This window comes from Microbacterium sp. 22303 (assembly GCF_052045265.1).
Lineage (GTDB): Bacteria > Actinomycetota > Actinomycetes > Actinomycetales > Microbacteriaceae > Microbacterium.
Map to the genome: position 1 here is coordinate 1104388 of NZ_JBQEOQ010000001.1, position 20840 is coordinate 1125227.

General features: G+C 67.6%; 14 protein-coding genes. 4 read left to right on the forward strand and 10 right to left on the reverse strand.

The genetic code is table 11. From position 1 onward, the window contains the following. Nucleotides 1-36: 36 nt before the first annotated feature. The gene (locus tag ACTJI8_RS05260) at nucleotides 37-1482 is read left to right on the forward strand and encodes a DUF2142 domain-containing protein (protein WP_440732333.1); all 1446 of its coding nucleotides are present in this window, start codon (nucleotides 37-39) and stop codon (nucleotides 1480-1482) included. On the opposite strand, the gene ACTJI8_RS05265 is transcribed toward ACTJI8_RS05260, so the two are convergent. The 3 genes from ACTJI8_RS05265 to ACTJI8_RS05275 are packed head-to-tail and all read right to left on the reverse strand — an operon-like array spanning nucleotide 1471 to nucleotide 5323. Then, on the reverse strand, nucleotides 1471-2586 hold the full coding sequence (locus ACTJI8_RS05265; protein WP_440732334.1) for an acyltransferase family protein: 1116 nt from the start codon (nucleotides 2584-2586) through the stop codon (nucleotides 1471-1473). The two genes, ACTJI8_RS05260 and ACTJI8_RS05265, sit on opposite strands and share 12 nt — an antisense overlap. After that, a complete protein-coding gene (locus ACTJI8_RS05270; protein ID WP_440732335.1) occupies nucleotides 2583-4403 on the reverse strand; it encodes a glycosyltransferase in 1821 nt (606 codons plus the stop codon). The genes ACTJI8_RS05265 and ACTJI8_RS05270 overlap by 4 nt, the downstream gene beginning before the upstream one ends. Beyond that, nucleotides 4400-5323 carry a glycosyltransferase family 2 protein gene (locus ACTJI8_RS05275; protein WP_440732336.1) on the reverse strand — a complete coding sequence of 308 codons (924 nt, stop codon included), beginning with the start codon at nucleotides 5321-5323 and terminating at the stop codon, nucleotides 4400-4402. Before ACTJI8_RS05275 ends, ACTJI8_RS05270 begins: the two co-directional genes overlap by 4 nt. A 103-nt stretch (nucleotides 5324-5426) precedes the next feature. Here ACTJI8_RS05275 and ACTJI8_RS05280 point away from each other — a divergent pair, with 103 nt between their 5' ends. Beyond that, the gene (locus tag ACTJI8_RS05280) at nucleotides 5427-7565 is read left to right on the forward strand and encodes a glycosyltransferase family protein (protein ID WP_440732337.1); all 2139 of its coding nucleotides are present in this window, start codon (nucleotides 5427-5429) and stop codon (nucleotides 7563-7565) included. Here ACTJI8_RS05280 and ACTJI8_RS05285 read toward each other — a convergent pair. The 5 genes from ACTJI8_RS05285 to rfbA all read right to left on the reverse strand — a co-directional run bounded on the left by ACTJI8_RS05285 (nucleotide 7562) and on the right by rfbA (nucleotide 14528). Next, on the reverse strand, nucleotides 7562-8752 hold the full coding sequence (locus tag ACTJI8_RS05285; protein ID WP_440732338.1) for an ABC transporter ATP-binding protein: 1191 nt from the start codon (nucleotides 8750-8752) through the stop codon (nucleotides 7562-7564). The two genes, ACTJI8_RS05280 and ACTJI8_RS05285, sit on opposite strands and share 4 nt — an antisense overlap. Further along, nucleotides 8752-9657 carry an ABC transporter permease gene (locus ACTJI8_RS05290; RefSeq protein ID WP_440732339.1) on the reverse strand — a complete coding sequence of 302 codons (906 nt, stop codon included), beginning with the start codon at nucleotides 9655-9657 and terminating at the stop codon, nucleotides 8752-8754. The genes ACTJI8_RS05285 and ACTJI8_RS05290 overlap by 1 nt, the downstream gene beginning before the upstream one ends. Nucleotides 9658-9707: 50 nt before the next feature. Continuing rightward, nucleotides 9708-11519 (reverse strand): rhamnan synthesis F family protein, encoded by a 1812-nt coding sequence (locus tag ACTJI8_RS05295; protein WP_440732340.1) that lies wholly within the window; start codon nucleotides 11517-11519, stop codon nucleotides 9708-9710. 109 nt (nucleotides 11520-11628) lie between these two features. After that, a complete protein-coding gene (locus tag ACTJI8_RS05300) occupies nucleotides 11629-13455 on the reverse strand; it encodes a rhamnan synthesis F family protein (RefSeq protein WP_440732341.1) in 1827 nt (608 codons plus the stop codon). Between the two features lie 203 nt (nucleotides 13456-13658). After that, nucleotides 13659-14528, reverse strand: coding sequence for a glucose-1-phosphate thymidylyltransferase RfbA (gene rfbA / locus ACTJI8_RS05305; protein WP_440732342.1), 870 nt, complete (start codon nucleotides 14526-14528; stop codon nucleotides 13659-13661). Between the two features lie 91 nt (nucleotides 14529-14619). Here rfbA and rfbB point away from each other — a divergent pair, with 91 nt between their 5' ends. Continuing rightward, a complete protein-coding gene (gene rfbB / locus ACTJI8_RS05310) occupies nucleotides 14620-15618 on the forward strand; it encodes a dTDP-glucose 4,6-dehydratase (RefSeq protein ID WP_440732343.1) in 999 nt (332 codons plus the stop codon). A gap of 17 nt (nucleotides 15619-15635) precedes the next feature. After that, complete coding sequence (rfbD, locus tag ACTJI8_RS05315; RefSeq protein WP_440732450.1) at nucleotides 15636-17048, forward strand: dTDP-4-dehydrorhamnose reductase; 1413 nt, start codon at nucleotides 15636-15638, stop codon at nucleotides 17046-17048. 72 nt (nucleotides 17049-17120) lie between these two features. Here rfbD and ACTJI8_RS05320 read toward each other — a convergent pair whose 3' ends face one another. Together ACTJI8_RS05320 and ACTJI8_RS05325 are read right to left on the reverse strand one after the other, a co-directional pair. Further along, nucleotides 17121-19646: a hypothetical protein gene (locus tag ACTJI8_RS05320; protein ID WP_440732344.1), complete on the reverse strand. Its 2526-nt coding sequence runs from the start codon at nucleotides 19644-19646 to the stop codon at nucleotides 17121-17123. Between the two features lie 98 nt (nucleotides 19647-19744). Beyond that, entirely contained in the window at nucleotides 19745-20815 is a 1071-nt protein-coding gene (locus ACTJI8_RS05325; RefSeq protein ID WP_440732345.1) for a glycosyltransferase, read from the reverse strand. Nucleotides 20816-20840 lie beyond the last annotated feature (25 nt).

The window sequence follows — 20840 nt, forward strand, 5'->3', positions numbered from 1 at the left end:
CCGGCTCCGAAGCATCTCCGACTCATCCTGGCCATCGTGACCCCGCTTTTCGCGCTCCTGACGCTCGTTGCCTGGTCGTTCAGCGATGCTGTCGGCTCGAGCCCGGATGATGACTTCCACCTCCCGTCCATCTGGTGCGGCATGGGGGAACGCCCCGGACTCTGCGAGGACTTCGGTGATCCCGTGCAGCGCATGGTGCCCGAGCCGCTCATCACCTCCACCTGCTATGCGTTCGACTCGAACAAGAGCGATGCATGCTGGAACAGCAATACGACGAAGATGACGATCGCGGGGCGCGCGAACATCGACGGGCTCTACCCGCCTGTGTTCTACGCCGTGATGGCCCCGTTCGCCTCGCAGGACGTGCCGACCGCCGTCGTCACGATGCGCATCCTGAACTCGGTGTTCGCAGTCGGGCTTCTCACCGGAGTGTTCTTCGCGCTGCCGCGAAGACTGAGGCCCGCCCTGCTCATCTCCGTGCTCGTAACCTCGGTCCCGCTCGGGCTGTTCCTGTTCGCCTCGACGAACCCGTCCTCCTGGGCGATCCTCTCCGCGGCGACTGTGTGGATCTGCCTCTACGGGTCGATGATCGCCGAGTCGCCCCGGCGTTCCTGGACGCTCGCGGCGCTGACCGTGTTCGGCGCCTTCATCGGTGCCGGTGCGCGTGCTGACGCCGCCATCTTCGCCGTGTTCGGCGTCATCATCGCGCTGATGCTCGGGTTGCGGCGCCGTCCGATCCCGGTCCCCGCGCTCGTCGGTGCTGTCGTCTCGATCGGCCTCAGCGTGGCGTTCTATCTGAGCGCCAGCCAGAGCAGTGCCGTCACCGGCGGCCTGAGCGGCGACGCGCCGCCGCTCACGCTGGCGGAGCACACGACGAACTTCCTCGGAGTGCCGTCTCTGTGGGCTGGCGCCCTCGGCACCAGCGGCCTCGGATGGCTCGACACCCCGATGCCACCGGCCGTGTGGGTGTTCACCCTGCTGGTGCTCGGCGGAGTGTTCTTCCTCGGACTGAAGGCGCTTCCTCCGCGCCATCTCCTCGCGGTGGTGGGCGCGTTCGCCGCACTGTGGGTCGTCCCCTTCGCCATGCTGGCGCTGTCGCACGCCAAGGTAGGCACGCAGGTCCAGCCGCGCTACATCCTTCCGCTGCTGGTGATCGCCGTGGGGATCGTGGCCGCTTCCCCCGCGAAGGGGCTCTGGACAGGAACGCGGATCGCGTTCGGAGGTCTTGCCCTCGCGGGCGCCGCCGCCATCGCCCTTCAATTCAACATCCGTCGCTACACCACCGGCCTCGACGTCACCTCCTTGGATCCGGGGGCGCACGCGGAGTGGTGGTGGACCGCGGTCGCTCCCTCACCGTTGACCGTGTGGTTGATCGGAGCGGTGAGCTTCACCCTGCTCTTCGCCGCACTGTGGTTCGCCGTCGCGTCCCCGACGCTGGCCCGAGAACGGGTCGAGCGGGAGTCCGCCGCGCTAGAGGGTTGACGCCCGACGCCGCATGCGACGCATCATCGGGCGTTCCACCAGGAACCAGCTCGCCACGGCGAAGACCAGAGTCAGGGCGAGAGCCGTCGGCATGAACACGGTGAATCCCCAGCGAGCTCCTCCGAGAAGCACCAGTAGCTGTTGCATCGGCCAGGCGTAGATGTAGAAGCCGTACGACACGTCATTCTTCGCGATCCACCGAGGCTGAGGGACGATCGTCGACAGGAACAGGATGGCGTACGCCAGGAAGGGGGACGCGGCCTGTCCTCCCCAGCCCGGAACGAATCCGATCAGCGCGACGGCGACGATCCCGGAGCCGATCCCGATCCACCGGTTCAGGCCGTATCGATCGATGACGAAGTAGGCGAGCGTGCCCCCGAGGAAGAACGGCGCCAGCTTGGAGAACAGCAGGAACACCGCGTCGAGGCCGTAGTAGGTGACCAGTCCACTGTTGGCCCACAGCGCGACGCTGAGGATGAAGAGCACGGCCGCAGCGACGATGGATCGGCGGAACCACGCCCAGGTGCCCAGGAGCGCGAGCATGAGGTAGCAGAGGAACTCGTGGTACAGCGTCCAGAGAGACCCGTTCCATACGTTCGGGTACGGGACCGCCGAGAGCCCCTTCCCGATGTTGTAGTCGGTCATGGAAAGGCCCAGGTTCGCCCAGATGAACTCGAGCGGCGTCGGTGCGGTCGAGAAGTACCGGTCTGTCGTACCCGTCAGCACCGCGGCGAGAGGCGCGAAGAGGAACGCTGTCGCCACGAGGCACACGAAGAAGCCGGGGTAGATCCGCACGATCCGATGAAGCAGGTACTCCCCCAGCCTCGTGCGCATGCGGCTCCCCATGATGAGGAAACCGCTCACCACGAAGAAGCCGGCGACGGCCCAGGTCCCCAGGTTCTCGCCTTGGATGAGCGGCCCCTCGCCGCGTCCGGTGAGCGGCCAGCTGTGCGCGAAGAGCACGAGTGCAGCCAGGATCAACCGGAACATGTTGAGGGAGTTCCCTCTGGCGGGGAACTCCCGCCCCGAGAGGGCCAGCCCGATACGGCTCAGCGTTCCCGTCGGGACGAAGCTGTCGGGCGAGGTCCTCGATCGCTCACTCACGTCCATTCCTCACGCGACTTCCCGTCCAACACACTGCGCCAGTACTCCATCGATGCGAATCCGGTCGACGCGGCCCGATGCGTCTTCTGCAACCGTGGCCACTGCCACCACAGCCTCGCGTACCTGCGGACGGCGGTCCGGGCGAGGCGACGGGCGGTTCGCCTGTCGCGTTGAAGCAGGAATCCCCCGTTGCCGGTCGCGCTGCGAAGGAAGACCGCGTCGAGGAGGCCGGCACTCCACCATTTCCCCTGCTCACGCGTCACGACGAGGGGTGCGGTACTGCGCACAGGGCGCAACTGATGCAGAACGACCTGGAGCACTCGCGCGGGAATCGCCCTCGCCCGCGGGCGTGCGGGAGGCATCCCGATGCGGAAGCCGGCGCTCTCGGAGCGAAGCTCTTGTCCGGCGTTCCGGAGGATCCGCGCAGGACGCGCCGGCCCCTCTTCCATCGTCTGCACGAGTGTGGACGGCCCGTTCAAGAGATCCTCGAGGGCCGTGAGGCGCACCGCGGTCGATCCATACTGCATGCAGAGGATGTGGTTCAGGTCCTGCGCCAGCGCCGCCGTCAGCAGCCGGGTACGACGGCGTCCACGCGCATGGATCAATGCCGCGATCAGCCGATTGCGAAGCTGGAAGTATGACTGCCAATCGAGGCCGTCGTCCTTCCCTGTCCAGGGCATATGCCAGATGGCCGCGCCGGGGAGTGTGACGGTGGGGAATCCGGCCTCGCCGGCACGAAGCGCGAACTCGGCGTCGTCCCACTTGATGAACAACGGCAGCGCCGCCCCCACGGCCCGGACTGCATCAAGGGGGATCAGGCACATCCACCAGCCGTTGAAGTCCACCTCGTAGGCCCGACTCAGCGCCGGAGTGCGGTCGATGCGGATCGAGCCGAGATCGACGGCGGAGAGCTCCGGCGCCACGGGCCCCCACCAGAACCGCGAACGATCGATGCGCTCGCCGTAGGAGTAGAGCTGGGTCGGCTCGGTCAGACTCAGCATCTGCGCGCCGACCAGGGGCCGCCCATCCGCGTGCGCGGCGAAATCCAGCAGGCGATGGATCGACTCCGGCTCCACTGAGACGTCGTCGTCAAGCAGCAGGACATGTGTCGCATCGGTTCCCGCGGCCTCGATCATTCCGCGAGAGAACCCGCCGGATCCACCGAGATTCCTCTGTTCCCGGACGACGAGACGGTCACCCCATCGGGCCGAGATCTCGGGGAACCCCGGGTCCTGCTGAATCCTCTGCGTGCCCTGGTCGGTGACGAACACCGTTCGGATCCGGTCGGACAGCGCGCGATCCTCGGCGAGCGTCCTCAGCACCTCGAGACAATCGGTCACCCGGTTGTGCGTCGTGATCGCCACGCTCGCGGTCTGAGGCGGACGAGTCGGCGCCGCCGCCTCCCAGACCGCATCGGTGACGACGACTTCTGCCACCGCGTCGAGTTCGAACCACAGCCACCCTGCGCAGCGTTCGTCGAGCGCGACTTCCCAGGTGCCTTCCTGTTCGGCGGCCGATACGGTGCGCGCCTCGCCCGCGCCGTTCGTCGCTCGCAGACGGACCCTCGCCTCGCCAGACAGTCCCATCCGCAGACGCACGCGTCGGACGTCGGTACGCGCGAGCCACACGGCGGTCGGAAGAGCGCCGAAGTACGTCCCGGAGGTGAGCCGCACACCCGGTGCGACCCTCAGACTGCCGCGCGCAACCGCCTCGATCTCACCGTCCGCGTCGAAATACAGCGGCAGCACATCAGCCGGCTGACCGTCCGACGGCAGGACGAGACGATGGATCGGGCTCCAGCCCTGCCCTGACGTCACCGCATGCGCCGTTCGCGGAGCCAGGTTCGCGCCTTCGCGGTGAGGACCTGACCGAGCGTACGCCGCTCGTCAAGCTGCCGCGCGACCTCGTCCTGCACATATCGGGCGAGATACAGCGGAAGGCCCGGCCCGTGCTCCGCGACGTAGCCGCGGAGCGCTTCATCGCGCACCATCATGTCGTAGAGGTCATGGTCGGCGGCGAGCGCGAACATGCTGTTCCCGAGGTCTCCTTCGACTCCGGCTCGCTGGTGCCAGAACGCGAGAGCACGATCAGGGAGATACCCGATCGGGTGGCGCTGCGCCACCCGGAGGTTGAACTCCCAGTCCTCGGCAGCGTGGACATCCTCGCGATACAGGCCGACCTCCGCGTGGAGTGCACTCCGATACAGATAGGCGATCGGTACGAACCGGTTCCGCTGGAGCAGATCGGAATACGCGATGTAGCGTTGGCCCGGCCAGAACGGTGCACGCCCGACCTCGGCGAATCCCCCTTCGCGCTCGGTCTCGTAGACGATCTCCGTGCGCACCGCCACGCCGGCGTGATCCGGATTCGCGTCCAGCCACGCACTCGTGAGTTCCAGGAAATCCGGGTCCCATCGATCGTCGTCGTCGTGCAGCACGAGGTACTCGGCGTCCACGCCGCGGACTCCGACGTTGGCGGCTGCCGAGCGGCCGTGCGGGACTGCGTGGTGCGTGACCGTGCACCGCTCCCGGACGGCTGCCGGAGCCTCGGCGACGACGGCGTCCACGTGCGCAGCGTCGCCCCCGTCGTTGACCACGTGAACGCGCCAGTCTGTGCAGGACTGTGCGGCGATGTCGGCGAGCGCGCGCTTCAGCAGCGTCGGGCGGTTCTTCGTACGAAGGACGATCCCGATCCGGGCGGATCCGCCCGCGGAAGGGACGTCATCGTCGGTCGTCACTCGCGTCTCCTCAGGCCTGGACATCCGATCGACGATATCACCGCAGACCTGAGCACCCGATGCGACCAGCGGACCGCAGACCGATCCGCCTATACTCCGAAGGGTGCTGAGATCCGCCCGCGAACACTGGCGCTCCGCACGAGGGCTCCCGCTCCTGCGCAACGTGGTCGAGTCCGTGGACCGAATGTGGTGGTCCCGCACGATCAGGAAGGCCGATCTGGTCGATCTCGACTACGTCGCGGCTCAGCTTGGAAGACGCGTCTCCGAGCGCGCGGCAGTGCGGTGGTACGTCCGGGGAGGGTTCCGATCCGGCTTCGGCCTGAACCCGCTGTTCCTGGAGCAGATCGTCTCCCAGCAGCTGTCCGACGCCGATCGGGTGCCTGCGCTGTACGCCTACCTCGTGAACGACCAGCGGCGCATCCGGGTGGCCCCCTTCTGGGACGCTCCTCGCTATCTGATGACCAATCCGGAGGCCCTTCATGCGCCTGGTTCGACCGTCGGACACGCCTGGCGGTCGGCGAAGGGCGGGGAGTCGCTCGCGATCGGCCCCGGGGACGACGCCGAAGAGTTCTCCTGGACCACGATCTCGGGAGCTGCGCGCCGGGCGCTGGAAGCGCCCGCACGACCTCCCTCTCACCTGTCGGGAACGGTCTACGTGTTCCTTCTCGGCACCCGGGAGGACATCACGCCCGTCCTCACCGCCGCCGCCGAGCTCCTTGCACGCGGTACGGGCACGGTGTTCGTTGCCGCTGACCCGCAGAACGCTGAGCAGCGTTCCGCGACGGCGATACTCGGCCTCTGGGATGAGCGGATCCGGCTGACGGCTTCGGACGTCGACGCACTGCAGGATCTCCCCGGCGCCGATCGCGTCGTCGTCCGCGGACCCTGCACGGAGATCACGTCCGCGCACCTGAGCGCCCTCGCGGCTGCTGCGCAGCATGCCCCGGTCGAGCCGCTCCGCCTCGCCGACGACGGAACCATAGCGTCAGCGGGCACTGCGCTCCTCGACGGGCGGATCGTGCCCCTCCTCGCCGGGCACCCTGCGGAAGATGCACGCGCCCTCGGCAGCAGGATCGCCAGCGCCGGCCCCGCGGGGGGAACATTCGCCTCGCCCCTGCCTCTTTCGTCCGAAGCCGCCTGGACGACGCTGCTGACCACGGAGGCGGTCGCGCCGGAGCGCGACAAGAGTCCTGTCCCGGCCGTGCCGGCGGGACCTGATGCGCGAGAGCTGCTCCGGCCCCTCGGCTGGAGCACTGAAGGCTATGGCCAGTCCCTGAGGTTCGTGCGGTCCCATCGCTCTGTCACGCTCCCCGACGGATCCGTGGTGCCCTCGTTGCGATGGGCGATCAAGACCTCCGCTCCCAGCGGTCGCCGCGGCGAGTCCTGGGGCGAGACGCATTTTGCACGCGGCCTCGCTGCGGCTTTGCGCAGGCTCGGTCAGGAGGTAGTGATCGACGCCTATGCCGCGCGGGCTCGGCCGAGCCGGTACCTGGACGATGTGTCACTCGCCCTGCGCGGCCCCTTCCGCATCGACGCGGAGCCGGACGCACTGTCCCTGCTCTGGATCATCAGCCACCCGGATGAGATCGCTTCGGAGGAGCTGTTCGGATTCGATGAGGTCTTCGCAGCATCCGAGCCGTGGGCGCGAAAGGCGGCCGTGCAATTCGGCCGGGAAATCCGCCCGCTGCTGCAATGCACCGACATCTCACGGTTTCACCCGACGGGAGCCTCTCGCGGGGACGATCTCGTCTTCGTCGGAACGGCCCGCGGGATCGCGCGACCCTCCGTCGTGGAGCCGATCCGCGCGGGGGTTCCAGTCCATGTGTACGGACCGGACTGGACCGGCTACATCCCTGCCTCCCATGTCGTCGCGCCGGGCATCGCGAACGACGATCTCCCGCTGCTGTACGAGACGGCGGGAGCCGTGCTGAATGACCACTGGCCGGCCATGCGTGTCGAGGGCTTCATCTCGAACCGGTTGTTCGACGTGGTCGCGGCCGGAGGACGAGCGATCAGCGACGACGTGGACGGCATCACCGACCTGTTCGGCGGCGCCGTCCGCACATATGCGGACGTCACCGAGCTGCTCTCGATCGTGACGGGCGATTTGTCCGCGGCGTTCCCCGGCGCGGACGCGTTGAGCGCGGTCGGGAGGCGGATTCGCGCTGAACACTCCTTCGACGCCAGAGCGGCCACGCTGCTGAATGTGGCGCTGGCGGCTTTGGGCCGGGATCGGGCTTAGGACGAGACGGCGACCTTCGCCGCGACACTGCCGACGCTCGAATCGCCGCCGCGCACGGTGAACATGATGCCCTGCGACAGCCCGTGCGAGCTGTGCTCGCTGACACCCGCCGCGTTGGCGTTGACGTAGTACTGCCCGGCACCGAGGTGCACGCTCGCGATCGTGAGGTCGACGGCCCGGGGGCCGTCGATCGGATCCAGCGTGACGCCGAGCATCTCGGTGTTGCTCGCCAGCACCATGTGGCCGAGCGGGGTGTCGATGCTGAATCCGACCTCCCACCGCTCGATCCGGTGAAGGCCGTCCACGTTGATCCGGATCGTCAGCGGGTCGTCGACGTCGATCTCCTTGGTCGGCTCGCCGGTCTTGTCGAGCAGCTCGATGCTCTTGACCTGGATCGGGTGCCGCGTCTCCTCGGGAGCCGCCTCGTCCGCGCGGCGCCCGTCGAGCACGTTGCGCAGCGCGCCGACCGCCTCGTTCGTGTCCCCGTCGAAGACGACCTCGCCGTGGCTGAGCACGATGCCGCGGTCGCAGAGCTCCTGCACCTGGTTCGCGGAGTGGCTGACCAGGATGATCGTGCGCCCCTCTTTGCGGAACTGGGCGATGCGATCCATGCACTTGCGCTGGAACGCCTCGTCGCCGACCGCCAGGACCTCGTCGACGAGGAGGATGTCGGGGTCGGTGTGCACGGCGACCGCGAAGGCGAGTCGCACGTACATGCCCGACGAGTAGAACTTCACGGCGGTCTCGATGAAGTCGCCGATGCCGCTGAACTCGAGGATGTCGTCGAAGCGTTCCTCGATCTGCTGGCGGCTGAGCCCGAGCAGCGACGCGTTCAGATATACGTTCTCGCGCCCGCTGAGGTCGGGATGGAACCCTGCCCCGAGCTCGAGCAGGGCGGCCATGCGACCACGCGTCTGCACCGTCCCCCTCGTCGGCGAGACGATGCCGCCGATGAGCTTCAGCAGCGTGGACTTGCCGGAGCCGTTGGCGCCCAGGAGTCCCACGGTCGTGCCGGCTTCGATGGTCAGGGTGACGTCGTCCACGGCGGTGAACGCGGTGCGATGCTCCTGGCCGAGCTTGCCGAAATGGACGATGCGGTCCTTCAGGCTGTTGTCCTTGCGGACGCGGAACTCCTTCACCACGCCGTTGAGGCGGACGATGTCGGGGCGGTTGTCGACGTCTGTCATCACAGCTCCTGCGCGAAGTTGCCCTGCATCCGGTTGAACACTCGATGAGCGAACCAGAGCAGCACGACGCCGACCACGGCGGCGATGAGCATGCGCATCCCAAGATGCGCCGGATAGTCCGCCGCTGTCCCTGCGCCCCAGAACGCGCGGTGGAAACCCAGCACGCCGATGGTGAGCGGGTTGGCGGCGTAGACCTCGAGGATCCAAGTCGGAAGGTGGTAGCGCTCGAGCGCGCTGCGCACCATGGACCAGGAGTAGACGATCGGTGACGCCCACATCGCGAGCATCATGATGACCTCGGTGAGGTACTGGATGTCTCGCAGATACACGTTGAGCGCGGCCAGCAACAGGCCGATCGCCACGCCGTAGACGACCACGAGGAACAACGACGGGAAGAACCAGAGCATCTGGACCGGCCCGGGAAGCGCCCCGAAGGCGATCGCCGCGATGAGGAGCACGAGCAGCTGCACCAGGAACATGAAGCCCGCCGCGCCGATGCTCGCGAGCGGGAACACCTCGCGCGGCACGTAGATCTTCTTCACCAGACCGGCGTTTCCGACGATCGAGCCGGTCGCGCCGAACACCATGTCGCTGAAGAAGCCGAAGAGCGTGAGCCCCGAGAAGAGGTAGATCGCGAAGTCGGGGACGCCCTGAGCCGCGCGCAGGAACTGCCCGAGCACGAGGTAGTACATCAGGAACTGGATCAGCGGGCGGATCACCGTCCACAGGAAGCCGAGGACGCTGTCGCGGTAGCGCGCCTGCAGATCGCGGCGCACCAGCAGGGACAGCAACTGCCGCCGCGAGATGATCTCCCTGATCTTGCCTCCGCGCACGCGGAGGCCGCGCGAATCGATCGTGGAGAACGGCTCAGCCGCGATGCGCGCGAAACGTTCCGTGGTGTCCAATGTCCTCATACTTCCGTGAATCCCGTTCCGGGCCAGCGGGTCCGCTCCGGTCATCGGCCGAGAAGGCGCCGGAGCGCCGTCCGTGGCTTCCGCGCGGCTCGGGCGACTTTGCCCATCACCGTGTCGGACGCCATGATCGCGCGCAACCGCGCGCCGGTGCCGGGAAAGTTGACGCGCATGTACATTCTGGCAAAGTCTCGCGCGGATCCGGTACCGACGTACCCCGCCCTGCGGAGAAGCTCGATCTGCTCGTACGTGTAGCCGGGCGTCGTGGCGGACATCTCGTCGAGCAGGAAGTCCAGCGTGGTGTGGCTGACCGACATGTACTCCGCGGTGCTGACCGTGCGCACGTGGTAGCCGAGCTCACCGGCCGCGTACACGGGAAGGCGCTCGAGGATATGGGCGAGTCCGCCGTCGCGGTACGCCTCCGCCCCGCCGAAGTCGGCGTAGCTCCACGGGTGCTCGATCAGGACGGCCAGCGCCTCCGGCCGTCCGATGTACATCGACCCGAAGGGCGCCAGCGGCGAGACGTCGTCGAGGGGCACCCGGATCCCGAGCTCCGCGCACAGCCTCTCGGCACCGGGCTTGTTGACGGACCAGCCGCGGCCGAGCGTCGGATACCCGATGTGGATCATGGGCGGGAAGACCATCCCGAGTCCCGGCTCGCGCTGGAAGAGGGCGACCAGGTTCGCCGTGTATCCGGGGCTGTTCAGCAGATTCAGGAACTGCTGCTCCTTGAAGTGCCGCCCGATGTTGAAGCCGTCCTGCGGGGTCTTCTTGGAGTGGATCTTGACGAACAGGTCGTAGCGTCCCGAGAGCAGGATGTCGCGGCAGGCGATGAGGAAGGCGCTCTGGTCGCGGCCGTCGTTGGATCCGACCACCCGCACCTCCGCCGTCCCGCGGTCATGGCCGCGCCGGCTCAGCACCTCGCGGATGCCCTCGGCGCGCGTCTCGTCGGACGTCGTGACCACGAGGTCGTACGCGCCAGGAAGCGTGTCGGCGCGGTCGAGCATCTCGTCCGTCATCTCCACATAGAAGATGTGTGCGAGCACGACGGTCCGCAGCGGCCGCTCGGGGTCGTAGGAGACGTCGATCTCGGGCAGCACCTCCAGCGCGGCGGCGTCCGTGTTCAGGTCCTTCGGCGGTATGGTCCTCGCGGCGTTGCGCCAGAGGAGCTCCATCGGATAGCCGTAGGACTCCGCCTTCTCGAGCGTCCAGCGCCCGACCACGGAATGACGGTCGAGGTACGGAGGCCACTGCAGGAAGGGCCGGCGCTTGAGCGTGGGGCAGCCCGCGTCCAGGAGCGCCTCGGCGCGGTACAGCGAAGGGTTCTTCGTACCGATCTCCGCGGCGGGGAAGGCGACGTCGTGGGTGAAGCCGGCCTGCGCGAACGTCTCCGTGAAGACCGCCTCGTGCTTGAGCACCGCATCGAAATACGACGGCATCTCCGGCAGCTCCGCCCAATACCGCCGCCACGCCTCCGACAGGAACATCTCCCGCCGCACCGCGATCCAGAACGACTGCAGATGATACGGAAGAACACCCTTGCCCGTGAACGGATTCGGCTCCTGACGCACATGATCCGTCATGCCCCAGAAATGAACCGGACGCTCCCCCATCCGCTCGAACACCGGACCATACGGACGCACCGGACCGAACCACGTGTCGTTCGTCAGCAGAACCTCATCGAACTCGCCGATCGCCTCGCCCACATGATCCAACGCGTCCTTATGCGCCCAGATGTCGAACCCGACATTGTCACGCACCAGGATCTCATCCGACACCGGCTCCAGCTTCGCCCGACCCTCCTCCGACAAAGAGCCGTTGACCACCACCAGCACCCGCGCCGCATGCTCACGCAACCCCGCAAGAGCATGAGGAACGAAATCCTCCACACCCCCACGCCGATCCCACACCACATACACCACAAGCCGACGACCACCCACAGGAAAGGACGAAGGCAGGGTTCCGTCAGTCATCACGGCCTCCCTTGATGAGTGCGCGACCATTCCGCAGCGTCGCCTTGGCAGTACGAAGGCCGAAGCGCGCCAGGCGCCCGACCGGGTGGAGGACCGGATGCAGGCGTCGCGCGACGTCCGGATGATTGACCCGCATGTACATGCGGATCATCGCGACAGCGCCACCGGTTCCCATCCACCCTGCCCGATGAAGGAACTGGACCTGCTCGATCGGATAGCCGGGCGTGGTCGACGCGAGCTGATCGACCTTGTACTCCATCGACGTGTGGCTGATCGAAGCGTGCTCGCCGGTCATGATCGTACGTGTGTGGAAGCCGTCTTCGCCGGCGGCGTAGGAGACGAGCCTCTCCATGACCTTCGCCAGGGCCGGCACGCTCTTCGAACGAGGCTTCTCATAGTCCCGGTAGTCCAGGTCCAGGTCGATCAGGCGGCGGAGCACGGCGGGGCGGCAGATCCACATGCCGCCGTACGGCGCGAGCGGCGAGATGCCGTCGAGCGGGACTTGGATGCCCGCATCCTCGCAGATCTGCTTCGCTCGCGGGAGGTAGAACGACCACGCTCGTCCGGGGAGCGAGTATCCGACGTGCATCATCGGTGGATACACGACTCCGAGGCCGGGCTCGCGCTCGAAGAGCGCCAGGACGTTGCGGACATAGCCTGGGGAGTCGAGCAGGTTCTCCAACTGGTAGCGAGTCATGTAGCGTCGGGCGTTCTCGGAACGCTGACCCGGGGTACGCCCGTGGATCTTGATCACGAGATCGTAGCGATCCTCATCCAGGACGTCTCTGCAACCGATCAGCAGGGCACTCATGTCGCGCCCGTGTGCCGGCACGACTCGCACGTCGACCGCATCGAGGCCGGGGAGTGCCAGAACCTCGACGGCGCGGTGCGCCGCATCCGCGGCCGTCGCCTCCGTGACCGTGACGAAGAGATCGAATCGATGCGGAACCGACCTCAGCTTCTCGAGAACGCGCGACGCGTCCGCCGCCTTCGGCAGATGCACGATCGCGGCCAGTCGCGGCGTCCGGATCGGGTCCGCGCTCCGGGCTACACCGGGCAGCACCTCCAGCATCCCGGCGTCCGTGTTCAGCACCTTGGGCTGCACGTTGCGCGCCAGGTTGCTCCACACCAGTTCGGCCGGATACCCGTGCTCCGCCATGGTCTCGACGATGCGGCGTCCGCTCACGGCATGCCGGTTCAGAAAGGGAGGGTAGTGAAACAGCGGTCGCCGCTTGACCAGCGGGCAGCCGTCCTCGACGAGCAGATCCGGGTTGAACAGCGCGGGGTGCTCGGTCGGGTAGTCGCCCTCAGGGAAGGCGACGTCGTGGGTGAAGCCGGCCTGCGCGAACGTCTCCGTGAAGACCGCCTCGTGCTTGAGCACCGCATCGAAATACGACGGCATCTCCGGCAGCTCCGCCCAATACCGCCGCCACGCCTCCGACAGGAACATCTCCCGCCGCACCGCGATCCAGAACGACTGCAGATGATACGGAAGAACACCCTTGCCCGTGAACGGATTCGGCTCCTGACGCACATGATCCGTCATGCCCCAGAAATGAACCGGACGCTCCCCCATCCGCTCGAACACCGGACCATACGGACGCACCGGACCGAACCACGTGTCGTTCGTCAGCAGAACCTCATCGAACTCGCCGATCGCCTCGCCCACATGATCCAACGCGTCCTTATGCGCCCAGATGTCGAACCCGACATTGTCACGCACCAGGATCTCATCCGACACCGGCTCCAGCTTCGCCCGACCCTCCTCCGACAAAGAGCCGTTGACCACCACCAGCACCCGCGCCGCATGCTCACGCAACCCCGCAAGAGCATGAGGAACGAAATCCTCCACACCCCCACGCCGATCCCACACCACATACACCACAAGCCGACGACCACCCACAGGAAAGGACGAAGGCAGGGGAAGGGAAGTCATGAGACGCATCAGCTCCGGATAATCACAGTCACGAGGCCCTCGGCGTCACGCGCGAAGGGCCGCCGATCATCCTAGGGTGCGAAGTTTCAGCGACCCTGGGCGAGGGCCTTGAGCAGGTATGCGCCGTAACCGCTCTTGATCAGCGGTTCCGCACGCTCGCGCAGCTCATCGTCGGTGAGGAAGCCCATGCGCCAGGCGACCTCCTCCGGGCAGCCGATGGACAGGCCCTGACGCTTCTCCACGGTGCGGATGAAGTCGGTCGCCTCGGCCAGCGAGTCGAACGTGCCGGTGTCCAGCCACGCGGTGCCGCGGGTGAGCAGCTGCACCTTCAGCTTCCCGCGGTCCAGGTATTCGCGGTTGACGTCGGTGATCTCCAGCTCCCCGCGAGGCGAGGGCTTGAGGTTCTTGGCGATCTCGATCACGTCGTTGTCGTAGAAGTACAGACCGGGCACCGCGTAGTTGCTCTTCGGCTGGGCCGGCTTCTCCTCGAGGGAGACCACGCGGCCGGCGTCGTCGAACTCCACGACGCCGTAGGCCGTCGCGTCGTCGACCCAGTATCCGAAGACGACGCCGCCGTCGAGCTCGGTGTACTGGCGCAGCTGCGTGCCCATCCCCTGGCCGTAGAAGATGTTGTCGCCGAGCACCAGGGCCGCGGAATCGGATCCGATGTGCTCCTCGCCGAGGACGAACGCCTGGGCGAGTCCGTCCGGAGACGGCTGGGTCTTGTAGGCGATCGAGACACCGAAGCGGGAGCCGTCGCCGAGAAGGCGCTGGAACGCCTCGGCGTCGTGCGGGGTCGTGATCATGAGGATGTCCCGGATGCCCGCCAGGATGAGCGTCGACAGCGGGTAGTAGATCATCGGCTTGTCGTACACCGGGACCAGCTGCTTCGAGGTGCCGAGGGTGATCGGGTGCAGCCGGGAGCCGGTGCCACCGGCCAGGATGATTCCACGCATACGCCCATTCTCTCGCATCGCATGCGGTTTCCTGTGAATTCGCCGCCGCCGCGCGCATGTTCCGCCGATGCGCGCCACTACCCTGGAAGCCATGCAGAGACTGCTCGTCACCGGCGGCGCCGGCTTCATCGGCTCGAACTTCGTGCACCACGTCGTGGAGAACACCGACCATCACGTCACCGTGCTGGACGCCCTGACCTACGCAGGCAACCGCGCGTCCCTCGACGGCCTGCCCGAGGACCGGGTGACGTTCGTGCACGGCGACATCACCGATGCGGAACTCGTCGACAAGCTCTTCGCCGACGCCGACGCCGTGGTGCACTACGCCGCGGAGTCGCACAACGACAACTCGCTGCACAGCCCGCGCCCGTTCCTGGACACGAACATCGTCGGCACCTACACGCTGCTCGAAGCGGCCCGCAAGCACGACCGCCGCTTCCACCACATCTCCACCGACGAGGTCTACGGCGATCTCGAGCTGGATGACCCGGAACGGTTCACGGAGAACACCCCGTACAACCCGTCCTCCCCGTACTCCTCCACGAAGGCCGGATCCGACCTGCTCGTGCGCGCCTGGGTGCGCTCGTTCGGCGTGCAGGCGACCATCTCGAACTGCTCCAACAACTACGGGCCGTATCAGCACGTGGAGAAGTTCATCCCCCGCCAGATCACGAACGTGATCCGCGGGATCCGGCCCAAGCTCTACGGTGCGGGTGAGAACGTGCGGGACTGGATCCACGCGAACGACCACTCCTCCGCGGTGCTGACGATCCTGGACAAGGGCCGCATCGGCGACACGTATCTCATCGGCGCCGACGGGGAACGCAACAACAAGGACGTCGTCGAGCTGATCCTTCAGCAGATGGGGCAGCCCCGCGACGCGTACGACCACGTCACCGACCGCGCCGGTCACGACCTGCGCTACGCGATCGACTCCACCAAGCTCCGCACCGAACTCGGCTGGACGCCGCAGTACGCGGACTTCGAGTCGGGCCTTGCCGCGACGATCGACTGGTACAAGGCCAACGAAGCATGGTGGGCGCCGTCCAAGGACGCCACCGAAGCCTTCTACGCCACCAAGGGCCAGTGACGATGGGCGACGACGCGATGACGGTCGAGTTCGGCAAGCAGCTCCAGGTCGTCGAGACGCCGATCCCGGGGATGATCGTCCTCGAGCTGCCGGTGCACGGCGATGCTCGCGGATGGTTCAAGGAGAACTGGCAGCGCGAGAAGATGACCGCGCTGGGCCTTCCCGACTTCGGCCCGGTGCAGAACAACATCTCGTTCAACGACGCCGTCGGCACCACACGGGGCATCCATGCGGAGCCCTGGGACAAGTGGGTCTCCGTGGCGACGGGACGGATCTTCGGCGCGTGGGTCGACCTGCGCGAGGGCGACAGCTTCGGCACGGTCTTCACGGTCGAGCTGGATCCGTCCCGCGCGATCTTCGTGCCGCGCGGGGTCGGCAACTCGTATCAGACCCTCGAGCCCGACACGGCCTACACCTACCTCGTGAACGACCACTGGTCGCCTGACGCGTCCTACTCGTTCCTGAACCTCGCCGACGAGACGGCGGCGATCGACTGGCCCATCCCGCTCGCGGACGTGGAGATCTCGGAGAAGGACAAGAACCACCCGCGGCTGGCGGACGTCACCCCGATCGCGCCGCGCAAGATCCTCGTCGTCGGCGCGAACGGGCAGCTCGGCCTGGCCCTGCGCGCCGCGCTGGGTGAGGCCGCGCATGTGGAGTACGCGACCCGCGCCGACCTGGACCTGGCCGACGCCGATCTGGCGACCGCCCGTCGCTGGCGCGACTACGGCACGATCATCAACGCCGGCGCCTACACGGCCGTGGATCTCGCCGAGACGCCCGAGGGACGACGCGACGCGTGGATCGCGAACGCGGAGGGGCCCGCACGCCTGGCGCGGATCGCCGCCGAGAACGGCATCACCCTCGTCCACGTGTCGAGCGACTACGTCTTCGACGGCACGGCCGACCGTCCGTACCGCGAGGACGACGCCCTGGCGCCGCTCGGCGTGTACGGGCAGACGAAGGCGGCGGGAGACGTGGCCGTGGCCACGGCGCCGCGGCACTACATCCTGCGCACGTCGTGGGTGATCGGCGCAGGCAAGAACTTCGTGCGCACGATGGCATCGCTGGCCGAGCGCGGCATCGATCCGCGTGTCGTGGACGACCAGATTGGGCACCTCACCTTCACGACCGACATCGCGCGGGCGATCGTCCATCTTCTCGACGCAGACGCCCCGTACGGCGTCTACAATGTCACGAGCTCGGGCGATCCCGCATCCTGGGCGGACATCGCCCGCGCGGTGTTCTCCGCGACCGGACACGACCCGGCACGCATCACCGGTGTCAGCACCGAGGAGTACTTCGCGTCCGCGACCGCGCCGGTCGCACCGCGGCCGGCGTGGAGCGTGCTGGACCTGTCGAAGCTCGAGGCGACCGGGTTCACCGCCGTCGACCACCGCGAAGGTCTCCGGGGCTATCTCGCCGGCTGACGCCGGGACCCAGAAGGGGCGAAGGATCTGATCGATCCTTCGCCTCTTCTCACGTCGTCACCGACGCGTGGATCACGGCACCACGACGGAGCGGCATCCCAGCATCACGTTGCCGCCAGCACCGTTGTTGATGGCGTACACGCAGACGTTGTGCGTGCCGGATGCGGCCGCGATCCGTTCGGCGAACCCGTGATTCGGTCCGGACGCCGGATACGCCGCCCCGACGTCGGTGCGGGTCTTCCCCGCCGAGTAGGCAGCGCTGGCCGAGTCGACGTAGATGTGCACCGAGATCGGATCAGCCGTGTCCGGATCAATCACCCAGCCGCTCACGTCGATGGCTCCGGCCGCTGCGGTCGCGCTTTCGAAGTTGCCGAACGGCACGCGGCCCGGGTCAGCGGTCGGGGGCGCAGGGACGGTCACCGACTTGCATCCCAGGGCGGCATTCCCGCCCATGCCGTTGTTGATCGCATAGACGCAGACCGTGTGGGACCCCGGGGACGCCGGGATCGTCTGTGAGAACCCGTGGTTCGGGCCCGACGCGGGGAACGCCGCACCGACGTCAGGGCGGGACTTGTCAGCGGTGTAAGCGGCACTCGCGGAGTCCACGTAGATGTGGATCGAGATCGGATCGGCTGTGTCCGGGTCGATCGCCCACCCGTCGACCCTCACGGCGCCTTGGGTCCCGGAGACGCTCTCGAAGTTGCCGAAAGGAACGCTTCCAGGATCGCCGACCGGCGTGACGACGACCGTCCGGCAACCCAGCAGGACATTCCCTCCCGCGCCGTCATTGATCGCATAGACGCAGACGTTGTGGTTACCCGCCGTGGCTGTGATCTTCTCGGCGAACCCATGGTTCGCCCCCATCGCCGGATACGCCGCCGCCACATCGGGGCGAGACTTGTCCGCCCGGTACGCCGCGCTGGCGGAATCGACGTAGATGTGCACCGAGATGGGAGCCGTCGTGTCCGGGTCGAACGCCCACCCTCCGACATTGATCGCTCCGGCGACGCCCGAGACGCCCTCGAAGTTGCCGACGGGCACCCGCCCCGGATCGACGGTTCCTGTGCCCGTCACCGTGACGGAGACGCAGCCGAGGAGCACGTTGCCTCCCGGGCCGGAATTGATCCCGTAGGCACAGACGTTGTGCGTCCCCGCAGCGGCAGTGACCGTCGTCGTGAACCCATGCTTGGTCCCGTAGTCACGGTACGTGGCGGGGATGTCCGTCCGCGCCTGGTCCGCGACCAGGGGCTTGCCCGTGCTGTCCACGTAGACGTGCACGGCGATCGCGCCCGTGGTGTCCGGATCGAGAGCCCAGCCGCCGATCTGCAGCGTTCCCTTCGCCGACGACACCGCGTCGAGCTTGCCTACGGGGTCGCCCGAGAGAGCGGTCACCGACTTGCAACCGAGAAGCACGTTCGCACCGGGCCCCTGATTGATCGCGTACACGCACACATTGGTGTCGCCCGGTCCCGTGGCCGGGATCGTCGCGGCAAAGCCGTGCTTGCTCCCGGCACTCGGATAGGCTGCCGCGACGTCCGGACGATCCAGATCTGCGGTGATCGCCTTGCCCACCGAACCGACGTACACGTGGACAGCGAGGGAGGCGGAGGTGTTCGGGTCGAGGGCCCAGCCCGCGACGGAGAAATTGCCCGGCGTGGCCTGGACCAGTTCGACGTTGCCGATCGGGTTGTCGGCGCCTGCGTTGCTCTGTGTCGACCCGAACCAGTCAGTGAAGTAGTTGTAGAAGTTGCGGTTGCCGTACGCCGAGCACGCGTCTCCCTCGCCGTAGCCGGCTCGCAGCGCGGCGGCGTTGGGCTGATACGGGGTGTAGTAGTACAGCGCCGCGGTGGCGGCGTTCGCGATGTACACCGGCGCGGATCCGCAGTTCTGATTCGGGTTGTAGAGGATGTTCCACGTGTTCCCCGGTGCATACCACGTGAAGTAGCGGCCCTCCATGTAGATCTTCATCTGGCGGGCAGCGCCGTAGATCTGGAAGAAGAATCCCACGTAGTCGGGGTTGCACGGCGCGTCATCGGGACACCCCTGTCCCAGCGCGGCGTCGTAGCGCCAGTTGCTGGGCCACGTGTGCGTGACCAGCCCCTGCTCCTTCTGCAGCATCACGACGAGGACCTGAGGATTGATCCCACACGACTGCGCCGCACGGGCGATGATTCGCGACGCCGGTTCGGAAGCGGCCCCGACGTATCCGTTGCAATAGCGGTCCGCGGGTCGATCGACCGTGCTCTGCCGGAAGTCCTTGAGGCAGGTGTATCCGGCCTGGCAGACCGGCACCTTCGCATTGAGGAACGCCTGGATCTGCGATTCGTTCATCGTGGCGCTGTTCGTGAACACGGCGTCGCTGATGATGTTGCCTGCGTTCCAGCCGTCCAACGTCATCGGACGCACCGAGGTCGCGGCGGATGACGCGCTCGATCCGGGTGCGGCCGCCGACGTCGAATGCTGCGACGCCGCGGCCGGTGTCGTGGGGGCAGCCAGCGGAACGAGAGCGGTGAGGAAGACGGCGGCAACGACCAGCATGCCGATCATCCAGCGTCGGGACGTGCGAGAGCGCACAGGACCCGGGGCATGTCCAGTCATGGTGATATTCTGCGCGATCCTCGGAGCAAATGCCCAGGAGACACGCAAGAACCCGCGGAAAATCGCGGATCCGCGCGTTCGGGGATCCGCCGCGGCGCTCAGAGCTCCGCGTGCAGCGTCCAGACCCGCTCGGCCGAACCGGTCCAGGAGTAGGCGCGCGAGCGATCCGCGGCGAGCACCGAAAGGCGCCGCGCGCCCTCCCCCGCCGCGTCCTGAACCGCCTCGGCGAAGCCATCCGGTCCGACCAGCAGGCCCCCCTCGGCCAGCACGTCCCGGTGCACGCCGCTGTCGGCAGCGATCACGGGTACCCCGAGCCCGAGCGCCTCGACCATGCGCCACGGCCACACCGGCGCCGGGTCGGCGGCGGTGAGCGCGAGCGCTCCCGCGAGCAGAGCGGCACGATCCGGCGCGTCGAGGCGCCCGATCACGTGCACCCGCGGCGCGGGCAGCCCAACGGCAGCCGCAACCTCCGCGATCGCCGAGGCCGCGGTGCCGGGAGCATCGAGGACGAAGACATCGGCGTCGACGGCGACCGCGGCGACGAACACCGGCTCGAGCACGGCGGCTCCGCCGGTGGCGACCAGGTACCGCGCCGGGGCGCCGAGACCGACGCGGCGCTCCGCCGCGTCGAGCGGGATCGTGAAGCCCTCGGCCGCGGCTCCCGGGATCACGCGGATCCGGTCGCCGAAGCGGCCCAGGTCCGCGAGCTGCTCGGCCATGGCGTGCGTCGGCGCGACGATCGCATCGGCGTGCTTGACGGCCCGTTTGAGCATGCCGCGGTGCCAGAGCACGCTCGCGCGCGACAGCGGCTCCGGCGCCAGCCAAGGACTCAGGTCCCACACCGTGACCACGGTCTGGTCGTAGTCGTTGGCCCTGTCGTGCTTCACGAGCGGAGCGAGGAGACCGGGGGCATGGATCATACCGCCGCCGACGCCCGCGACCACGCCCAGCTGCCATGCCCCGGCGAGCTCGCGACGGGCGAGCCCGAGACGGTGCACCGTGTCAGCGCCCGCGACCGTGCTCTCGCCGCCGGCCGGCACGATCGCCTCGATCTCGCACTTCGGCGGCGCGGTCGCCGCGAGCGCCCGGACGAGGGAGCGCGCCGCATCGGCCTGATCGGGCTCCACGACGTCGTTCACCTGATCGAGGACCACCCGCAGCACAGCCATGCGACGAGCCTATCCAGCGCCGGGG

What these genes read in the sequence shown, in the direction of transcription:
- ACTJI8_RS05325 (WP_440732345.1), bottom strand. Translation starts at nt 20,815, where the DNA reads ATGGCTGTGCTGCGGGTGGTCCTCGATCAGGTGAACGACGTCGTGGAG.
- ACTJI8_RS05320 (WP_440732344.1), bottom strand. Translation starts at nt 19,646, where the DNA reads ATGACTGGACATGCCCCGGGTCCTGTGCGCTCTCGCACGTCCCGACGC.
- rfbD (WP_440732450.1), top strand. Translation starts at nt 15,636, where the DNA reads ATGACGGTCGAGTTCGGCAAGCAGCTCCAGGTCGTCGAGACGCCGATC.
- rfbB (WP_440732343.1), top strand. Translation starts at nt 14,620, where the DNA reads ATGCAGAGACTGCTCGTCACCGGCGGCGCCGGCTTCATCGGCTCGAAC.
- ACTJI8_RS05285 (WP_440732338.1), bottom strand. Translation starts at nt 8,752, where the DNA reads ATGACAGACGTCGACAACCGCCCCGACATCGTCCGCCTCAACGGCGTG.
- rfbA (WP_440732342.1), bottom strand. Translation starts at nt 14,528, where the DNA reads ATGCGTGGAATCATCCTGGCCGGTGGCACCGGCTCCCGGCTGCACCCG.